The organism is Acidovorax sp. GW101-3H11 (assembly GCF_001633105.1).
Classification (GTDB): Bacteria; Pseudomonadota; Gammaproteobacteria; order Burkholderiales; family Burkholderiaceae_C; genus Acidovorax.
This window is the reverse complement of sequence record NZ_LUKZ01000019.1, coordinates 96,333-112,989: the sequence shown is the minus strand read 5'-3', so window position 1 is coordinate 112,989 and position 16,657 is coordinate 96,333. Positions and strand designations below refer to the sequence as shown.

Sequence of the window (16,657 nt, the reverse complement as noted above, 5' to 3'; positions counted from 1 at the left end):
TCAATTCATGGGTTGTTTCATTGTTTGTTCTGGCGTTGCAGCGATGGCAGCGCCATCCACAGGCCATCGAGGTGCCGCACCTGGATGCGGTGGTCAAACACCTCTTCCAGCGCCGCGTGGGTGGCGGGTGCGCCGCACGCGCCCTGGTGCAGCACGCGGCCATTCGCCATCACCACCATGTCGTCGGCCTGCAGCGCGAGCGACACCTCATGCAGCACGCTGACCACTGTGCCGCCCGCTTCGACCAGCGCACGCATGGTGTGCAGCCAGTCGGTCTGGTGCGGGGGGTCGAGGTTGGCCAGGGGTTCGTCCATCAGCAGCACCTGCGCCTGCACGGCCAGCGCGCGGGCCAGCAGCACGCGCTGGCGCTCGCCGCCCGACAGTTGCGACAGCGGGCGGTGGCGCCAGTCCCAGGCCTGCGTGGTGCGCAGCGCCTGCTCCACGGCTGCGTGGTCGGCCGCGCCGGGCGGGGCCAGCCAGGCCTGGTGCGGCAGGCGGCCGAGCATGGCCACGTCGTAGCTTGTGAGGTCGTCGGCCGAGCCTTCGTTCTGGCCCAGCCAGGCGAGCTGACGGGCGCGTTCGCGCGCGGGGATCTGCGCCAGCGGGCGGCCCAGCAACTGCACCTCGCCCTGCACGGCTGCGCGCGGCAGCAGGCCCGCCAGCACCTTGAGCAAGGTGGACTTGCCCGCGCCATTGGGGCCGACGATGCTGGTCCAGCGCCCCGCGGGCAGTTGCAGGTCAATGCCCTGCAATATCAAGCGATTTCCGATGCTTGCGCCTATCTGGAAAGCCTTTATAGCTATTGAATTCATAGCGCACCGCCTTGCGCCGTGCGCCGGTGCATGAGCCACAGCAGGTAGGTGCCGCCCAGCGCCGCCGTGAGCACGCCCACGGGCAGCTCCTGCGGCGCCAGCAGCCAGCGCGCCAGAATGTCGGCTGCCATGAGCAGCACCGCACCCATCAGGCTGGAGAGCACGATGTGCCGCTCGTGCGTCACGCGCACGATGGAGCGCACCAGGTGGGGTGCCGCCAGCCCCACAAAGGCGATGAGCCCCGTCTGCGCCACCGCCGCCCCCGTGGCCAGCGCCATGGCGGCCACCAGCCCGGCGCGCATGGGCAACAGCGGCAGGCCCAGGCTGGCGGCCGTGGCCTCGCCCAGCGTGAGGCCGTCGAGCGCACGCGCCAGCATCCAGGCGACCGCCGAGCACAGCCCCCAGGCCACGGCCATGAGCACACAGGCCATCCAGCCCACAAAGGCCGTGCTGCCCAGCACAAAGGCCTGCATGGCCTGCAGGATGTCGGGCGAGGCCAGCTCCACCAGATCGCGCATAGCGCCCAGCACCACGCCCACGATCACGCCCGCCAGCAGCAGGCGCAGCGTGTGCTGCACGCCCCGGGCCAGGATCAGCGTGAGCACCACAGCCCCCGCCGCGCCCAGAAAGGCCATGCCCGTGATACCGATGCGCGCCAGCCACTGCGCGGCCACCGGTGACACGCCGAACATCGCCATGGCCACCGCCCCGCCCAGCGCGGCGCCGGAGGCGCTGCCCAGCAGGTACGGGTCGGCCAGCGGGTTGCGGAACAGCCCCTGCGCCACCGCGCCCGACAGGCCCAGCAGCGCACCCGCCAGCCACGCGCCCAGCGTGCGCGGCAAACGGATGTCCCACACGATCTGCCAGGCCACGGGGTCGCCGTGCATGCGCAGCACGCTGTCAAAACCCGTGCTGCCCACGCTGGCGCCACACACGGTCAGCACGGCGCTGGCCAGCAGCAGCCAGGCAGCGCACCATGCGGCGCGGCGGGTGGCGGAGCCAGTGGGCAGGTCCACGGGAACGCTGGTCATGGGGCCTTGTCCACCAGGCAGCGCGCCATGATGCGCGCGGCTTCGGCCATGCGCGGGCCGGGGCGCACCACCACGTCGGAATCGCCGGGGCCAAACACACACAGCCGGTTCTCACGGATGGCGCGCATCGTGGCCCAGCCGGGGTACGGCACCATGGCCTGCATGCTGCGGTTGCCGATCATGATGATGTCGGGATTGGCGCGCACCACAAACTCGGGGTTCAGGCGCGGAAACGGGCCCAGCGACGCGGGCACCACGTTGCGCACGCCCAGCCGGGTGAGCGATTCGCCGATGAACGAGGCCTCGCCCGCCGCATACGGCCCCCGGCTCACCTCGAAGTACACGCGCGCATTTTTCGCCTTGGGCGGCAGGGACTGGGCCGCCGCCAGCACGCCCGCGTCGATCACGCGCCAGAGGCGTTCAGCGCCCTGTGCGCGGGGCACGCCCAGCAGGTCGCTCACGGTGCCCAGCACGCGGCGCACATCGGCATGGGTCTTGGGCTCCAGCTGCACCACGGTGAGGCCCAGCGCCTCCAGCCGGTCGCTGGCGCGCGAGCTGACGGACATCAGCACCACATCGGGCTTGAGCGCCACGATGGCCTCGATGCTCGGGTCGATGCCGCCGCCCACCTTGGGCAGCTTGCCGATCACGGCCTCGGGCCAGTTGGAATAGCGGTCCACCCCCACCAGGCGATGGCATTGCTCCAGCTCGCACACGCTTTCGGTCAGCGAGGGCAGCAGACTCACGATGCGCTGCGGGGGGCGGGGCAGCGAGACCTCGCGGCCCTTGTCATCCTTGATGTGCACGGGCTGCGCACGCGCCAGCCCGGCCATGAGCAGGCCCAGCAGCACCAGGATGGCGATCACCCACAGGATGCGGCGCACGGGGGTGGGTTTCATCAGCGAGTTTCTTTCAAAGTGAGGGGCAGCCCGGCGGCCATGAGCGTGACGCGGGGGCAGGCCTGGGCCACCTGCTGGTTGAGCGTGCCCAGCGCATCCACAAAGGCGCGCACCTCGCGCCCCATCGGGATGACCCCCAGGCCAATTTCGTTGCCCACCAGAACAACGGGGCCGGGGGATTTCCGAACCGCTCCTAAAAACATAGCTGCTTGCGCTTGCCAGTCGCGCGCAAGGGCCTGTTTTTGTTCAAAATTCATGGCTTCCACACCCAGGGGCATGCTCCAGTGGGTGAGCCACAGCGTCAGGCAGTCCACCACCAGCAGGGTCTGCGGTGTGCTGAGCCGCGTGATCGCTGCGGCCACGTCGTGCGGCTCTTCAACCGTCTGCAGGCCGGGCACGCGCTCGGCGCGGTCGCGCTGGTGGCGGGCGATGCGCTCGCGCATTTCGTCGTCCCAGGCTTCACCGGTGGCGATCAGCACCGCGCGGTGATCGGCGGACTGCGCCAGCCAGTCGCGCGCCAGCAGCTCGGCACGGCGGGACTTGCCGCTTTTCTGGCCGCCCAGGATCAGCTCGGTGGTGATGGTCATACCGATGCGCCCCCCAGCAAATGCGCCACGGCTTCGGGGCTGGACGGGAACCACGCATGGAAGTAGCTGGCATGGATGCTGCCCTGCCGGTACAGCGCCTCGCCCGCATCCGGCGCAACCGCCTCGTTCGGGCGCGCCGTGCGGGCCACCACGGGGGCGCTGCTGTCGCTGGTCGAATAGTGAAAGGTGTGGCCGCGCAACATGTGCCCCGCCACCGCCAGTTGCTGCGGGCCCAGCGCCGCCAGGCGCTTTTGCATGGTCACATGGCCTGGCAACAGCCCCCACAGCGGGGCTGTGTTGCCGTCGGCCAGGGTGATGGATTCAAACAACGCCATCATGCCGCCACACTCGGCCCACAGGGGCTTGCCTGCGGCCGCATGGGCGCGCAGGCTAGTTTGCATGCCGGTGTTGACCGCTATCTGTGCGGTGTGCAGCTCGGGGTAGCCGCCGGGCAGCCACACCGCATCGCAATCGGGCAGCGCGGCATCGTGCAGTGGCGAGAAGAACTCCACGCGCGCTCCCATCTGCTCCAGGCACTGCACGTTAGCGGCGTAGATGAAGCAGAACGCCGCATCGCGCCCCACGGCCACCGTGCGGCCTGCCAGCAGGCGTGGCACGGCGGGCGCTGATGCGGGCGCCGGGAAGTCCACCGCCCAGCACTGCAGGTCGTCCAGGTCCATCTGGCCCAGCGGCGTGGCGGCCAGAGCGTCGGCGGCAGCGTCCAGCCGCTGCAGGCTGTCGTCCAGCTCGTGCGCGGCGACCAGGCCCAGGTGGCGCTCGGGCAGCAATGCGGCAGCCGCCTTGGCGGCAGCGGGCGCATTGCCGGTGGCCTGCACCCGCATCAGTGCGCCCATCCAGTCGTCGGCATCCTGCAGGCCGTCCCGCAGCATGTCGGCGTGGCGTGCGCTGCCCACGCGGTTGGCCAACACACCCGCCCAGGGCAGGCCGGGACGGTAGTGGCGCAGGCCAAACGCCAGCGCACCAAACGTGCCCGCCATGGCCGAGGCATCGACCACGGCCAGCACGGGCACGCCAAAGTGCCGGGCCAGGTCGGCCGCGCTGGGGCTGCCATCAAACAGACCCATCACGCCTTCGATGAGGATCAGGTCCGCATCACCCGCAGCCTCATGCAGGCGCTGCGCGCAGTCCGCCGCGCCATTCATCCACAGGTCGAGCTGGTGCACGGGCGCACCGCTGGCCAGCTGGTGCCAGTGCGGGTCCAGAAAATCCGGCCCGCACTTGAAGACCCGCACGCGCCGCCCCTGGCGCGCATGCAAGCGCGCCAGGGCGGCGGTGACGGTGGTCTTGCCCTGGCCCGAAGCCGGGGCGGCGATCAGCAGCGCGGGACAGCGTGTCACACCCCACCCCCAGTGCGGTACTCACCCAGCGGCCGACGAAACTGGCGCGCCCCAAGCCAGTGCCACCGTGGAACTGGCTCCGCCAGGCCACGGGTGGCGTCCCCCCTCCGGGGGGAAGGCGCGCAGCGACTCAGGGGGGGCTTCATTGAGGCGCCCACTTCACCCCCACATAGGCCACGCGGCCCGCAGTGGCGTAGGTGCGGGCCAGTTGGTAGTCCTTGTCGGCCAGGTTGTCGATGCGGGCGATCAGCGTGTAGTCGCGTGCAATGCGGGTGCTGGCGTACAGGTTGACCAGGGCATAACCGCCCAGCACGTTGGTGTTGGCCACGGTATCGAAGCGGCGGCCCGAGGCCTGCACTTCGGCGCCCACGGTCCAGCCCGCCAGGCGCGTGTCGGCGCCGAAGGTGGCGTGCTGCTTGGCACGGCGCGCCAGCTGCTTGCCGGTGTCCAGGTCGCGCGGGCGCTGCAGGTCGATGGAGCCGTGCAGTTGCACGTCGCCCACGCGGTGCGAGCCCGCAAACGTCACGCCCTTGTATTCAGCCCGAGCCGTGTTGGCGTAGCAGCCAAAGCTCGAAGCACAGGTGCCCGCGCCGCCGAAGGAGATCAGGTTGATCACGCGGTTGCGGAACAGCGTGGCCGAGAAGGTGCTGCTGCCTTGGGCGTAGCGCAGTGCCACTTCGGCATTGCGGCTGCTTTCGGGGCGCAGTGTGGCCACGCCGTATTCGCTGAAGCGGTGGTACAGCGTGGGCGCGCGGAAGGCCGTGCCCACCGATGCCGTGGCGCGCCACTGCGGGGTGATGGCATAGCCATAGGCCGCGCTGCCGGTGCTCTTGCCGCCAAACTCGCTGTCGGAGTCATGGCGCAGGTTGAGCTGCACGGTATGGCCTGCGGCGTTGTAGCCATAGCCCAGGGCCAGCGCATCCTGCGAGCGTTTGGCGTCGATGGGTTGGTTCTCCAGGCGGTCTTCGCGGCGCTCCAGCGCAGCGGTGACCAGGTGCGCGCCCTGGCGGTACTCGTTCTGGAAGTAGTAGCCACGCAGGCGTGTGTCGCTGAGGTAGGGCGAGGGACGGGTCTCGTACTCATCGCGCGAGTCGGTGATGGACAAGCGCGTCTTGTAGGCGCTGCTCCACTGCGCATTCCAGTTCAGCCCCAGCGCGTGCATGGTGTGCAGGTTGCGGTCGTCCTTGCCCAGGCCGTTGTCGTAGCCGCTGTTGGTGTCGTTGACCATCAGCGTGCCTTCGAGGCGGTGCACGGCATCCACCTGCAGGCCCACGCGGGCATGGCCCGCCGTGTTGCGGTAGCCGTCGCGGTCAGGGTTCTGCGTGGCGACAGTGCGGGCGTTGAAGCCCTTGCTGTTTTCGCGGGACAGGCCCAGTGCGTAGTCCAGGGTACCGCTGGCACCGCTGATACCGGCCTCCAGTTTGGAGGTGCCATGGCTGCCCAGCCCCACGCCCACATAAGGCGCCGTGCCGTTCTCGCCGCGTTTGGTGAAGATCTGCACCACGCCGCCCATGGCGTCCGAGCCATACACCGCCCCAGCCGGGCCGCGCAGCACTTCGATGCGGTCAATCAGGCCGAGCGGAATGCTCTCCCAGGGCGCACCGCCGGTGGACTGCGAGTCGATGCGCACGCCGTCGATGTACACCGCAGTGAAGCGCGACTCGGCGCCGCGCAGGAACACGCCGGTGGTTGTGCCCGGGCCGCCATTGCGCGAGAACTCCACCCCTGGCAGGCGCGCCAGCAGGTCGGCCAGGCCGGTGGCGCCGCTGGTTTCGATGGTTTCGCGGTCCACGATGGACACGTCGGCAATCAGGTCGGTGAGCGGCTGCGGCGTGCGTGTGGCAGCCACCACGGTCTCGCCGAGCTGGGGCGCGCGCAGGTTCTGGGCCAGCAGTTCACCTGCGCCGGGCGCGGCCTGGGCCAGGGCGCTGCAGGCACTGCCAACCGCCAGGGCCACCAGCGCAAGGCGTTGGGCGGGCACGCGCAGCGACGCCACAGGGCGCGCACGAAGAGTACGGATTTTCATGGGGATCATCGTCAACAAACAACCCGGGGCCGGCCTCCCGCCAGCATGTGGGTGATACAGCCGCGCAGCGCCCAAAAAAGGGCGCACGCAGCCACCGTGTTGGCCGGTATCCGGGCTGGCGGAGCACCCCCCAATGCCTTCCCAGGCGCTTGTTCAAGGCGCCCAGTGGCTTATGGATGGAGAGAGAATCGAAGATTCGTCCGCTGACCGTTGCGGGGGCAGCGCAGGCTGGGCGCGCCATGTGTGGCGGCACCTCCCTGCTTCCCGTTGAACTGCGGCATGCGAACCACACCGCGAGCACCAACGGCGGGATTTTACGACCGTTTACAACGCGCAACCCTACAATCGCTGGCTGTATGGCAACACCGTCCCCCACCGACCAGATCGCCGACCGCGTAGAGCGCCTGCTGCTGCGCCACGCGGAACTGCAACGCACCAACGCCTTGCTGACGGACCAGGTGGCCGCCCTCACCCAGGAGCGGGACTCGCTCAAATCCCGCCTGAGTGCAGCGCGTGCCCGTGTGGATGCCCTGCTCGAACGCCTTCCCGCCGCCGTGCCGCTCACGAAAGAAGCCGAATGAAGCAAATCGAGGTGCAGATCCTGCAGCAAAGCTACCTGCTGACCTGCCCCGAGGGCCGAGAGAGCCGCCTGCTGGACGCTGTAGAGCGCGTGGACACCGCCATGACCCGCATCCGCGATGCAGGCAAGGTGCGCGCCCGCGAACGCATCGCCGTGCTGGCCGCCCTGAACCTGGCCTTCGAAATTGCAGACCGTGAAGCCGCCGACCTGGCGGCGGGTTCTGCCGCCAAAGCGGCACCCCCAGCAGCGCCCGCATCAGCGGCAGGGCAACAAGAATCCCTGCTGCCCGAAGACGAGAACCAACGCCTGCAGACCCTGGTGCAACGCCTGGACCAGGCCCTGGGCGACGACGGCCGCCTGCTCTGACGCCCCGGCGCAAAGGTCACCGCAGGCCATGCTCCAGCAAGCCTGCGGGCTTTTCCTTTGCTCCACTCTCCGCACCTGTTGCAAGCGCCTACAATGGTCGGGTCTGCGAAGCCGCCGGGCTTTATATTTCCTTGAACCAATGCTCAACGAGCTCGGGCTTGGTACATCGCCCGGTGAGCGTGATCATCTCGCGTCAGATGAACCCAACGCTTGGCTGCCCTCGCCCACCTGAACCCCCGGTTCAGGATGAGAGTCCGGTGGCATTCGCAGACACCCTCTTCCCCATGCCCCTGCCATCGCACGCCACCGCTGCCCCCTCCAGGCAGGGCATTGCCCCCTCTCCCCGGGGCCACGGCCCGCTCTTTCATTTCTTCTCATTGCGCCATGCTGGACCCTCTCCTGATTGTTGAACTCGGTGTGTTGGGCCTGGCCACCGGCTTTCTCGCCGGCCTGCTGGGCATTGGTGGCGGCATGTTGCTGGTGCCGTTTCTGACCTACATCCTGGGAGCACAAAAAGTTGCGCCAGACCTGGCCGTGAAGATGGCGATTGCCACGTCGATGGCCACCATCATGTTCACATCGATCTCTAGCGTGCGGGCCCACCACAAACGCGGAGCGGTGCGCTGGGACATCGTCAAGCGCCTGGCCCCCGGCATCGTGCTGGGCGGGTTTGTGGCAAGCCTCGGGGTGTTTGCGCTGCTCAAGGGCTCCTTCCTCGCCATCTTCTTTGCGCTGTTCGTGAGCTTCTCCGCCACGCAGATGTTCCTGGACAAAAAACCCGCGCCCACACGCCAGATGCCTGGTGGCGCAGGCCAGGTGGCCGCTGGCGGCGTGATCGGATTCCTGTCCGGCCTGGTGGGGGCTGGTGGTGGCTTTGTGAGCGTGCCGTTCATGACCTGGTGCAATGTGCCCATCCACAACGCTGTGGCCACCAGTGCAGCGCTCGGTTTTCCGATTGCGCTGGCCAACGTAGTCGGCTACGTGGTGGGCGGGCAGAACGTGGCGGGCTTGCCCACGGCATCCCTGGGCTATGTCTGGCTGCCCGCGCTCGCGGTGATCGCCACCTGCAGCGTGCTGACGGCGCCACTGGGCGCCAAGGCCGCGCACAGCCTGCCCGTGAAGCAGCTCAAGCGCGTTTTTGCATCCCTGCTGTTTGGCCTGGCGGCCTACATGCTGTGGAAGGGCTTGGCAGCCCTTTGAGGCCACGGCGCAACCGCGCGCTCTGGCAGTCCTGCTGATGCAGGCCCTTCCCCCAACGAGGGGTTACGAAATGATCGGCCGGTGTTTGCCCTGCGCCTTCAGCGGCAAGGGCTCGCGCAGCATGGCGCGGAACTTGTCGGCCGGAAGCCCGGGGGCGCACAGAAAACCCTGGTAGTGCTCGCACAGCATCTGCTGCAGCACGGCCTGCTGGGTTTCGGTTTCCACGCCTTCTGCCACCACCTCGATGTGCATGGCGCGGCCCATGCTGATGATGGCACTCACGATGGCCCGGTCGCCATCGTCATCGGGCAGGCCGCGCACAAAGGACTGGTCGATCTTGAGCTTGTGGATCGGCAACTTCTTGAGGTAGGCCAGGCTGGAATAACCCGTGCCAAAGTCATCAATGGCCAGGCCAATGCCCAGGTCGGCCAGCACCCGCAGGCGCTGCTCCATCTCTTGCGCATCCTGCAGCAGGATGGTTTCGGTCAGCTCCAGCTCCAGCAAGGTCGGCGGCAGCTGGTGCACGGCCAGCAGGCGCGTGATCCGGTCCACAAAATCGGGCTGGCGGAACTCCAGCGCGGACACGTTCACGGAAATCATGATCGGCATGCCGCTGTGCATCCACACCGCTGCCTCACGCACTGCCTGCTCCATCACCCAGGCGCCCAGGGTCACGATGTAGCCCGACTCCTCCGCCAGAGGAATGAAGACACCTGGTGAGACCGCTCCGAACTCGGGATCGGTCCAGCGGATCAATGCCTCGGCCCCGGTGATGCGCCCCGTGGCCATGTTGACCTGCGGCTGGTAGTGCACAGCCATGCGCTGCAGGCCCAGTGCCTGCCGCATGGCATGCTCCATCTGCATGCGGGCCAGCAGGTTGGCATTCATCTGCGGCTGGTAGAAGCCGTAGCTGCCGCGCCCACGCTCCTTGACCCGGTACATCGCGGTGTCGGACTGCTTGATCAGGTCGTCCAGCGTCGCCCCGTCCTGCGGATACAGGGCAATGCCAATGCTGCACTGGATGGAGAACCCCATGCTGTCGAGCATGAAAGGCTTGAGCATGTCGTCCAGGATGCGGCGCGCCACGCTTTCGGCCACCTGCGCGTCACCACCGTGCAGATAAATGACGAACTCATCCCCCCCCAACCGGCACAGCATGTCGGTCTGCCGCAGGCAGGTCTGCAGGCGCTCGGCCACCAGTTGCAACACCCGGTCGCCAAAAGGGTGCCCCAGGGAGTCGTTGATGATCTTGAAACGGTCCAGATCCAGAAAGAGGATGGCAAACCCGGTATCGCTCTGGCGCGCACCCTGGATCGCGGTGTCCACCCGCTGCGACAGCAGCAGCCGGTTCGGCAGGCCGGTGAGCACGTCGCTGTAAGCCAGTTCCTCGATGCGCTTCTGTGCAGCATGCTGCAGCGTGAGGTCCCGCATGAAGCCAATGCTCTGCACCAGCCGCCCTTCGTCGTCGCGCAGCGCCACCCAGGACAGCTGCACGGCACAGTAGGCCCCGTTATCACGGGGCAGCCAAAGCTCCCCCTCCCAAAAACCATCACGCGACCAGCCCTGCTGCACCCGCTCCATGAAGGCTGCATCCGAGCCGCCACCAAACAGAGAAGCCGCCATGCAGCCCTCAAAGGCTTTGGCAGCGGGCCCCACCAGGCGCTCACAGCCCGGGTTCATGCGCATGATGCGGTGCTGGCTGTCGGCAATAAAAATGGCATCCAGGCTGGACTCGAACACGCGTGCCGCCAAGCGCAGGCTGGCCTGGATTTCGGTCTGCCGGGTGATGTCCCGGTACGAGTAGACACGCCCCACCGCCCGCCCCTGGCGAAACTGCGGCACGGTCCGCATTTCCAGCACCACGCCGCTGCGCAGCTCCAGGATGTCCGTGCTCTCCTGCATGGGTTCGCGCTCAATGGCAACCATGCGCTCGGCGTAGGCGCGGGCATCTGCCACCTGGCTGGCCATGAAGGCATAGACGGCCGCATCGTCGCGCTCCACCAGCAACTGGCGCGGCAAACCCCAGAGCTGGGCCAGCCTCTGGTTGAAGGCGCGCACACTGCGGTCCAGCCCGCAGACGAGCATGCCGTCGGCCGCTGAATCCAGCGTCGCACGCAACTCGGACAACAAGGTTTCCAGCTCACGCTCCGTCGCCTCCTGGGCGCTGCGGTCGAGCATGGTCAGCATGAAGACCGTGCGCCCATCCGGCCCCCAGGGCACACGCACCACATGGCGCTCCACAGGCACCAGCTGGCCATTGGCACGCACCAGGCTGGTGTGCGAGTGGATTCCTGCTGCAATCACCTCCGGGGGTTCGGCCCAGAAGGCCTGGTCTTGCGGAGTGGCTGCAAGGCCCAGCACGGGCTTGCCCGCCATGTCGGCTGCAGGCATGCCCACCAGACGCTCGGCGGCGGAATTGGCGTGCAGGATGAGGTGGTGCGCCTCATCGACCAGCCAGACGGCTTCTTGCAGCCCATCCAGCCAGCCCTGCGATTGCAAATCGGTCACGTATCCGCCTCTTCAGGGCCGGGACTGACCGCTCGCTCAAAAAAGTAACAGATGCGCTGCCGGGGCGACAGGTAGTCCAGCGCGTCGCGCGGCAGCTGTGCCGGTTTGAGGCTGCGGCGTATGCCCAGCTCGGGAACCGTTTCCAGGTCCAGGATAGGCGCCTCATCCTTGGGCACCCTGGAGTCGTGGACGATGACCTTGGGCCGCAACGGGCGCGAAGAATTTACCGAGGCAACGATCGCATAACGGTCGTTGACCAGCTGGACGATGGAGCCCGGGGGATACACCCCCATCATGCGGATGAAAGCGCCCAGCACCACGGAATCGAATTTCGCCTTGAGCTGGGCAAAGATGACCGAGAGCGCCTCATGGGGCGTGAGGGCATCCACACCCACCGTAGGGTTGCACATCCGGTCGTACCGGTTGACAAGCGCAAGCACCTGGCTCGCCCGCCCCAGGTCCACCCCGGTGAGCCGCTGCGGAAACCCGCTGCCATCGGCCATTTCATGGTGCCGGGCCACCGCCAGCACCACGGCCTCAGAAAACCCCATGCGCTTGGCCATTGCCACGGATTCCGCCACATGGGTTTCATACCGCGACCGCTCCATCAGGGGCATGGACGGCGTGGGCTGCCGCAGGTTCGGCGGCAGCTTGAGCTTGCCCAGGTCGTGAATCAGCGCCGCCACTCCCAGGCCCTGCAGCTCTTCGCTTTTCATGCCCAAGGCACGGCCCAGCAAGAGCGAAATAACCATCACGTTGATAGGGTGCAAGGCGTTGCGTTCGCCCACACCTTCCGACAACAACCGGATCACCGAGTCACCGTTTTCGAGCAGCTCGGAAACACATCCGGACACCAGCGCCACGCCTTTGTCGCGCGCCTGGTCGGGGTGATCAGACACGGCCCGCTCCAGCGCCTGGTACTGCCGGGTGGCCTCGGCGAACCGCTGGTTGCAGGCGGCCAGCGCCTTGTTCTGTGCTTCCAGCAACTGGCGCCGCCGCAGGGCTTCGGTGTCTACCGCTGCGGGAACCCCCGGGGCCTCCAGGCCATTGGCGGGGGGCGGGACCATTTCGGGCACGCTCCAGGCGGCAGGCACCAGCTCCTTGAGTGCCGGGTCGCTTTTCTTGGGCAGGTAGCGCACCTCGGTCAACCCCAGCCCCCGCAAAGTGGCGATCTGCTCGGCAGACGCCACCCGGAAGCTGCTGGTCGGGAATGGATGATGCATCCAGCCCACATCAAGCTGGATGTACATGCCGACCCGCAGTTGGCTGATGTCGATGAGGATGGAAGAGTTCACTTCAGGCGCACGCGAAACATGGAGACATCAATGCCACCAATAGTTACGCAGATTATCACCAGTTACAGAGGCTTGTCTAAGGAGCACAACCCCATCGCGGCGATACGGCAACACTTGGGCAACACTTGCCCCCAAAGTGTCTGGACCGTGACAGGTGGCCCAAAACATGGGGCCATGGGCGAAGTGTCCTGAGACCTGCCAGCCTTCGCTGGGCCCGATGCCGCCCCGCCTCGGGCAGCCCCAGGCCTCAGCGGCACCAGAGTGAAGGTTTGTAGATCAGGTCCATCCAGAGTGCCCAGGCCGCCACCGCACACAGCAGGCCTCCTGCAACCCGGGTGCCCCACTCGGCACGCACCCGATTGAGACGGCTTCGCAGTCGGCTCCACACCCACGGGCCACCCAGCAGCCACACCCCACTGCCCATGGCAAACAGCACCATGGTCAGAGCTCCCTCCAATGCCCCACCACTCAAAGCGGCGACCAGCAGGGCCGAGTACAGCAAGCCACAGGGCATCAAGGCCCACAGGGCACCTGCCGCCAGCACGCCAGAGGGTGCCCCCACCAGTGGCCGCACGCGCCCCCACACGGCCCGCCCGGCCTGCTCCACCCAGGCGGGCTGGCGCGACTGGACCATCATCATCAGGCCCCATGCCATGACGGCCACATGCATCAGGGTCCACACCGGGCGCAGGGCCGTGGTCTGCTGGGTAAGCCAGGCCAGGCTGTCCATGGCCAGGGCAGCCAGGGCACCTGCGGCCGCGTAGCCCACCAGCCGCCCGCCATGGAACGCCAGGGTGCGCAAAACCACACCACCCCGTGGCACCCATTGCACAACCTGCTCCGCAGTGCCTTCTTGCGCCAGACTGCCCGTGCCTTCTGCGGCCGCAGCCCGCCCCACCAGGGCACCACAGGGCGCAGCGCACATGGCCAGGCAATGGGACCCACCTGCGAGTCCCATGAGCAAAGCCGTCCAGGCCACGGTTGCGAGCATAGGTTTCAGATGATGCGCGAAAACCGGGCGCGGTTGCGGTCTGCCTGCAGATAACGGTCAAACACCATGGCAATGCCCCGCACAAAGAACCACCCCATGGCCGTCACTTCGATCCCTTCGGGCCCCACCCGCACCAGCCCCTGCTCGGCCATGCCTTCGAGCTGGGCAATCTCGGCTGCAAAGTACTGACGCACATCGATCAACCAGGCCTGCTCCATGGATTCATAGAGCAACTCGCCCTGGCACATCAGGGCCATGATGGCGGCACGGCGCACGAGATCGTCGCGCGTGAGGGCCAGGCCACGCACCACCGGCAGGCGCCCCTGGTCGAGAAAGTCGTAATACTCTTCCAGCGTCTTGGAGTTCTGGCTGTAGGTCGCACCCACGCGGCCGATGGCCGATACGCCCAATCCGATCAGATCGCAGTCGGGCTGTGTGCTGTAGCCTTGGAAGTTGCGATGCAACCGCCCTTGGCGTTTGGCCACAGCCAAGGCATCCGAGGGCAGCGCAAAGTGGTCCATGCCCACATAGACATAACCCGCGTCCATGAACGCATCGAGCGAGCGCGAGAGCATGGACAGCTTGCTTGACGCCGTGGGCAGCTCAGCCGGCACGATGCGGCGCTGGGGCTTGAAACGTTCGGGCAGGTGCGCGTAGGCATACAGCGCAATGCGGTCAGGCCGCAGCTGAGCGACCTGCGCCAGGGTACGGTCGAATGACTCGGGGGTCTGGCGCGGCAGGCCATAGATCAAGTCCACGTTCACCGAGTCAAAACCCAGCGAGCGTGCCGACTCCACCAGTGCAAACACCTGTTCGGCAGGCTGGATGCGGTGCACAGCCTTCTGCACCTCGGCATCAAAATCCTGTACACCAAAACTGAGCCGGTTGAAGCCCAGCTCAGCCAGCAACGCCAGCCTGTCGGCGTTCACGGTGCGGGGGTCCACCTCGATGGAGTACTCACCGCCAGGCGCCAAGGTAAAGCTGCGCTTGAGCATGGCCATCAGCTCACGCAAGCCCGCATCCGACAGGAACGTGGGCGTGCCACCCCCCAGGTGCAGCTGGCTCACCACCTGGCCCACTCCGCAGTGTGCGGTGTGCAAGTCAATCTCGCGGCTCAGATAGCGCAGATAGACTTCAGCGCGGTCATGGTGCTTGGTAATGATCTTGTTGCAGGCGCAGTAGTAGCACAGCGATTCGCAGAACGGAATGTGCACGTACAAGGACAGGGGCAAGGCCTTGGCCACCGAGCCTGTCCGGCGCTGCTCCAGTGCCAGGATGTAGTCTTCCTGCCCGAACGCTTCGACAAACCGGTCGGCTGTCGGATAGGAGGTGTAGCGGGGTCCCGGCACGTCAAAACGGCGCAGGAGATCGGGCGAAACAGCGGTCATGGGGGAATATCCTTGCGTACACCCTGACTGTGCCGTACCCTCTGGAACATGTCCTTGACTTGCATCAAGTGAACGACCGAGCCGACGAGCGACAATTTGATGCATGTCAGTCGCTCGGACGCTACGGAGACCTTCCCAGCTTTTCGTATCGGGCGCGATATGCTCGACACCTAACCCCTAGCTCACGTGCCTATGAACCCGCTCACCATCAAAGTCGCCTGCTCCAACTGCAATCTGCGCGAGCTGTGCATGCCCGTGGGCCTGAACGAAGAGCAACTGCAGCGCATCGATGAAGTCGTTGCCGTTCGCCGCAAAGTCAAACGCGGCGGCACGCTGTTCCGCAACGGCGAATCCTTCACCTCGCTCTACGCCATCCGCACCGGTTTCTTCAAAACTTGCGTGGCTACCGAAGATGGCCGCGACCAGGTCACCGGTTTTCAGATGGCGGGCGAGATCATTGGTCTCGACGGCATCGTGAACGACCACCACACCTGTGACGCCGTGGCCCTGGAAGACGCCGAGGTCTGCGTGATGCCCTTCGACCGCATCGAGGAACTCTCGCGCGAGGTCACGGCCCTGCAGCACCATGTGCACAAGATCATGAGCCGCGAGATCGTGCGCGAACACGGCGTGATGCTGCTGCTGGGCAGCATGCGCGCCGAAGAACGCCTGGCAGCCTTCCTGCTGAACCTGGTGCAACGCCTGCATGCCCGCGGCTTCTCGCAGTCCGAACTGGTGCTGCGCATGACCCGCGAAGAAATCGGCAGCTACCTGGGCCTGAAGCTCGAAACCGTGAGCCGCACCTTCTCCAAATTTGTGGAAGAAGGCATTGTGGAAGTCAAGCAGCGCCATGTTCGTATCCTGGACACGGATGCCCTCAAGCGCATCGTCAACAGCCAGCAAGCCTGCCACTGATCTGGCAGCCATCCCGGTCGGCCTTCACTGGCAGGCCAAAACGCCCTCCTCTTTGCTCAGGAGCAGGACGATGTCTTGCGGCAGTCGTCCGGCCGCTCGCCCTCGGGGACCGGACAGCGGTTCAACTCAAAGGGTGACATCGCAAGCAGCGTAGTCAACGCACTGCTTGCCATGGTGATGATCCAGAACGCAAAAAACGCGAGCGTATAGACCCCCTGCCGCGACAGCGCCAGGGGCTGCCCGAACCAGTGCAGATCCAGGGGGTCCACCATGGCAAAAACCAGCATCTCCAGCACCCCGGCCATCAAGAAGGCGGGCCATGCAATCCACATCAGGCGTTGCGTCCACATATCGTTGTTCCTGTCTCCTGGGGGCTCAGTGGTGGCAAGCTGGCATCACTGACGAGCCACATGCTTGCGCGGTTTCAACGCGGCTGGTCCTGCACGGGGGTGACCGCATGGTTGCGTCCCTTCATGGCAGGCGCCAGGCTCTTCTCGGGGGCTTCCAGCGTCTTGTTGATCTCGATCCCCTTGCGGTAGTAATCCTCTGCCACCACAGGGTCGGGCCGGGACACCGCCAGCCACAAGGTCACAAAACCCGCGACGATCACAATGGCCGGGCCAGCAATCACCAGCCAGACATGGCCGAATTTCCACCAGGGTGCTGACGCAGCGGGGGCAATGGCAGGGTTTGAAGACATG

Annotated in this window: 16 protein-coding genes and 1 riboswitch; of the genes, 4 read left to right on the top strand and 12 right to left on the bottom strand. The window is 66.5% G+C overall.

Annotation, left to right across the window (positions count from 1 at the left end; translation table 11 throughout):
• Nucleotides 1-17: 17 nt before the first annotated feature.
• The 6 genes from A1D30_RS16655 to A1D30_RS16630 all read right to left on the bottom strand — a co-directional run bounded on the left by A1D30_RS16655 (nt 18) and on the right by A1D30_RS16630 (nt 6,713).
• Nucleotides 18-812, bottom strand: coding sequence for an ABC transporter ATP-binding protein (locus A1D30_RS16655; protein ID WP_063461842.1), 795 nt, complete (start codon nt 810-812; stop codon nt 18-20).
• Nucleotides 809-1,843 (bottom strand): iron ABC transporter permease, encoded by a 1,035-nt coding sequence (locus tag A1D30_RS16650; RefSeq protein WP_063461841.1) that lies wholly within the window; start codon nt 1,841-1,843, stop codon nt 809-811. The genes A1D30_RS16655 and A1D30_RS16650 overlap by 4 nt, the downstream gene beginning before the upstream one ends.
• Nucleotides 1,840-2,742, bottom strand: a complete 903-nt coding sequence (locus tag A1D30_RS16645; RefSeq protein WP_063461840.1) for a helical backbone metal receptor — start codon at nt 2,740-2,742, stop codon at nt 1,840-1,842. Before A1D30_RS16645 ends, A1D30_RS16650 begins: the two co-directional genes overlap by 4 nt.
• On the bottom strand, nt 2,742-3,329 hold the full coding sequence (locus A1D30_RS16640) for a bifunctional adenosylcobinamide kinase/adenosylcobinamide-phosphate guanylyltransferase (RefSeq protein ID WP_063461839.1): 588 nt from the start codon (nt 3,327-3,329) through the stop codon (nt 2,742-2,744). Before A1D30_RS16640 ends, A1D30_RS16645 begins: the two co-directional genes overlap by 1 nt.
• The gene (locus A1D30_RS16635; protein WP_063461838.1) at nt 3,326-4,687 is read right to left on the bottom strand and encodes a cobyrinate a,c-diamide synthase; all 1,362 of its coding nucleotides are present in this window, start codon (nt 4,685-4,687) and stop codon (nt 3,326-3,328) included. Before A1D30_RS16635 ends, A1D30_RS16640 begins: the two co-directional genes overlap by 4 nt.
• Nucleotides 4,688-4,829: 142 nt before the next feature.
• Entirely contained in the window at nt 4,830-6,713 is a 1,884-nt protein-coding gene (locus A1D30_RS16630; protein ID WP_063461898.1) for a TonB-dependent receptor, read from the bottom strand.
• An 83-nt stretch (nt 6,714-6,796) separates the two neighbouring features.
• Nucleotides 6,797-7,033: riboswitch (cobalamin riboswitch) on the bottom strand.
• Between the two features lie 36 nt (nt 7,034-7,069).
• Here A1D30_RS16630 and A1D30_RS16625 point away from each other — a divergent pair.
• From A1D30_RS16625 to A1D30_RS16615, 3 genes are all read left to right on the top strand, one after another.
• Complete coding sequence (locus A1D30_RS16625) at nt 7,070-7,294, top strand: hypothetical protein (protein WP_063461837.1); 225 nt, start codon at nt 7,070-7,072, stop codon at nt 7,292-7,294.
• Nucleotides 7,291-7,659: a cell division protein ZapA gene (locus tag A1D30_RS16620; protein WP_063461836.1), complete on the top strand. Its 369-nt coding sequence runs from the start codon at nt 7,291-7,293 to the stop codon at nt 7,657-7,659. The genes A1D30_RS16625 and A1D30_RS16620 overlap by 4 nt, the downstream gene beginning before the upstream one ends.
• Before the next feature lie 384 nt (nt 7,660-8,043).
• Nucleotides 8,044-8,859 (top strand): sulfite exporter TauE/SafE family protein, encoded by an 816-nt coding sequence (locus tag A1D30_RS16615; RefSeq protein ID WP_063461835.1) that lies wholly within the window; start codon nt 8,044-8,046, stop codon nt 8,857-8,859.
• A 63-nt stretch (nt 8,860-8,922) separates the two neighbouring features.
• Here the strand turns inward: A1D30_RS16615 and A1D30_RS16610 are convergent, their stop codons facing one another.
• The 4 genes from A1D30_RS16610 to hemN all read right to left on the bottom strand — a co-directional run bounded on the left by A1D30_RS16610 (nt 8,923) and on the right by hemN (nt 15,041).
• Nucleotides 8,923-11,367, bottom strand: a complete 2,445-nt coding sequence (locus tag A1D30_RS16610; protein ID WP_063461834.1) for a bifunctional diguanylate cyclase/phosphodiesterase — start codon at nt 11,365-11,367, stop codon at nt 8,923-8,925.
• Nucleotides 11,364-12,662, bottom strand: a complete 1,299-nt coding sequence (locus A1D30_RS16605; protein WP_063461833.1) for an HD-GYP domain-containing protein — start codon at nt 12,660-12,662, stop codon at nt 11,364-11,366. Before A1D30_RS16605 ends, A1D30_RS16610 begins: the two co-directional genes overlap by 4 nt.
• 247 nt (nt 12,663-12,909) lie before the next feature.
• Nucleotides 12,910-13,653, bottom strand: a complete 744-nt coding sequence (locus A1D30_RS16600; RefSeq protein ID WP_063461832.1) for a sulfite exporter TauE/SafE family protein — start codon at nt 13,651-13,653, stop codon at nt 12,910-12,912.
• A 5-nt stretch (nt 13,654-13,658) separates the two neighbouring features.
• On the bottom strand, nt 13,659-15,041 hold the full coding sequence (hemN, locus tag A1D30_RS16595; protein ID WP_063461831.1) for an oxygen-independent coproporphyrinogen III oxidase: 1,383 nt from the start codon (nt 15,039-15,041) through the stop codon (nt 13,659-13,661).
• A gap of 192 nt (nt 15,042-15,233) precedes the next feature.
• Here hemN and fnr point away from each other — a divergent pair, with 192 nt between their 5' ends.
• Nucleotides 15,234-15,956 (top strand): fumarate/nitrate reduction transcriptional regulator Fnr, encoded by a 723-nt coding sequence (gene fnr, locus A1D30_RS16590; RefSeq protein WP_063461830.1) that lies wholly within the window; start codon nt 15,234-15,236, stop codon nt 15,954-15,956.
• 56 nt (nt 15,957-16,012) lie between these two features.
• Here fnr and A1D30_RS16585 read toward each other — a convergent pair whose 3' ends face one another.
• Nucleotides 16,013-16,306, bottom strand: coding sequence for a hypothetical protein (locus A1D30_RS16585; RefSeq protein WP_063461829.1), 294 nt, complete (start codon nt 16,304-16,306; stop codon nt 16,013-16,015).
• 74 nt (nt 16,307-16,380) lie between these two features.
• The gene (locus A1D30_RS16580; protein ID WP_063461828.1) at nt 16,381-16,656 is read right to left on the bottom strand and encodes a FixH family protein; all 276 of its coding nucleotides are present in this window, start codon (nt 16,654-16,656) and stop codon (nt 16,381-16,383) included.
• Between the last annotated feature and the right edge of the window lies 1 nt (nt 16,657).

What these genes read in the sequence shown, in the direction of transcription:
- A1D30_RS16655 (WP_063461842.1), bottom strand. Translation starts at nt 812, where the DNA reads ATGAATTCAATAGCTATAAAGGCTTTCCAGATAGGCGCAAGCATCGGA.
- A1D30_RS16650 (WP_063461841.1), bottom strand. Translation starts at nt 1,843, where the DNA reads ATGACCAGCGTTCCCGTGGACCTGCCCACTGGCTCCGCCACCCGCCGC.
- A1D30_RS16645 (WP_063461840.1), bottom strand. Translation starts at nt 2,742, where the DNA reads ATGAAACCCACCCCCGTGCGCCGCATCCTGTGGGTGATCGCCATCCTG.
- A1D30_RS16640 (WP_063461839.1), bottom strand. Translation starts at nt 3,329, where the DNA reads ATGACCATCACCACCGAGCTGATCCTGGGCGGCCAGAAAAGCGGCAAG.
- A1D30_RS16630 (WP_063461898.1), bottom strand. Translation starts at nt 6,713, where the DNA reads ATGAAAATCCGTACTCTTCGTGCGCGCCCTGTGGCGTCGCTGCGCGTG.
- A1D30_RS16625 (WP_063461837.1), top strand. Translation starts at nt 7,070, where the DNA reads ATGGCAACACCGTCCCCCACCGACCAGATCGCCGACCGCGTAGAGCGC.
- A1D30_RS16620 (WP_063461836.1), top strand. Translation starts at nt 7,291, where the DNA reads ATGAAGCAAATCGAGGTGCAGATCCTGCAGCAAAGCTACCTGCTGACC.
- A1D30_RS16615 (WP_063461835.1), top strand. Translation starts at nt 8,044, where the DNA reads ATGCTGGACCCTCTCCTGATTGTTGAACTCGGTGTGTTGGGCCTGGCC.
- A1D30_RS16600 (WP_063461832.1), bottom strand. Translation starts at nt 13,653, where the DNA reads ATGCTCGCAACCGTGGCCTGGACGGCTTTGCTCATGGGACTCGCAGGT.
- hemN (WP_063461831.1), bottom strand. Translation starts at nt 15,041, where the DNA reads ATGACCGCTGTTTCGCCCGATCTCCTGCGCCGTTTTGACGTGCCGGGA.
- fnr (WP_063461830.1), top strand. Translation starts at nt 15,234, where the DNA reads ATGAACCCGCTCACCATCAAAGTCGCCTGCTCCAACTGCAATCTGCGC.
- A1D30_RS16585 (WP_063461829.1), bottom strand. Translation starts at nt 16,306, where the DNA reads ATGTGGACGCAACGCCTGATGTGGATTGCATGGCCCGCCTTCTTGATG.
- A1D30_RS16580 (WP_063461828.1), bottom strand. Translation starts at nt 16,656, where the DNA reads ATGTCTTCAAACCCTGCCATTGCCCCCGCTGCGTCAGCACCCTGGTGG.